We start from the raw sequence: 626 nt of genomic DNA on the forward strand, positions 1-626 counted from the left end.
GCACGAAGGTGCCGTCGCCGGGCACACCGCCGCCGGGATTGTCCCAGATATCGGCGATGACCACCGGCTTGCCCGGATTTTCTGTGCGCACGGCCAGCGCCCGATCGATGCCGTCGGCAGCACTCAGCATCGTCATCGCCGTCTTTTCGCGCAGCGCGTAGAGTTCCCGCCCGAGCCGTTCCGCCAGCGCGTCGCCCTTGGCCTTGTCATTGTCGGTGACGACCAGGATGCGCGTGCCCATCTCGGGCACATCGGCCGCCATGAAGCCGTGGATGACGGAGACCGACAGCACGCCGTCCTTGCCGTGCAGCGCCTTGATGCGATCGACGAAGGACCGCATCGGCTCGCGGCTGGTCGGCAGCACCTGGATCATGCGGCAGTCGAAGGTCGAAATCACAGGGTTGATCTCACCGCGCACTGCTGCCAGGCCAAGCTCGACGACATGTTCGCCGCGCTCGTAGAAATCGGTGTGCGGAAATTCGAGGAAATAGGCGAGAATGTCGGAGGCCGCGACGCGCTTCGGTGTCAGATGGCTGTGCGGATCGAGTTCCACGGCGATCACCACCTCCGGCCCGACCATTGCGCGAACCCGTTCGAGCAGATCGCCTTCGCAATCGTCATAGCCT

Annotated in this window: 1 protein-coding gene; it reads right to left on the reverse strand. The window is 64.5% G+C overall.

Features of this window, described 5'->3' with window-relative positions; all coding sequences use genetic code 11:
* Window positions 1-626 (reverse strand): M81 family metallopeptidase (locus ENZ75_RS33610; RefSeq protein ID WP_164888270.1); only part of this gene is annotated, 626 nt, incomplete at both ends.

Origin of the sequence: Mesorhizobium sp. M7A.F.Ca.CA.002.04.1.1 (genome assembly GCF_004022805.1) — a bacterium.
In the GTDB taxonomy this organism is placed as follows: Bacteria; Pseudomonadota; Alphaproteobacteria; order Rhizobiales; family Rhizobiaceae; genus Mesorhizobium; species Mesorhizobium ciceri.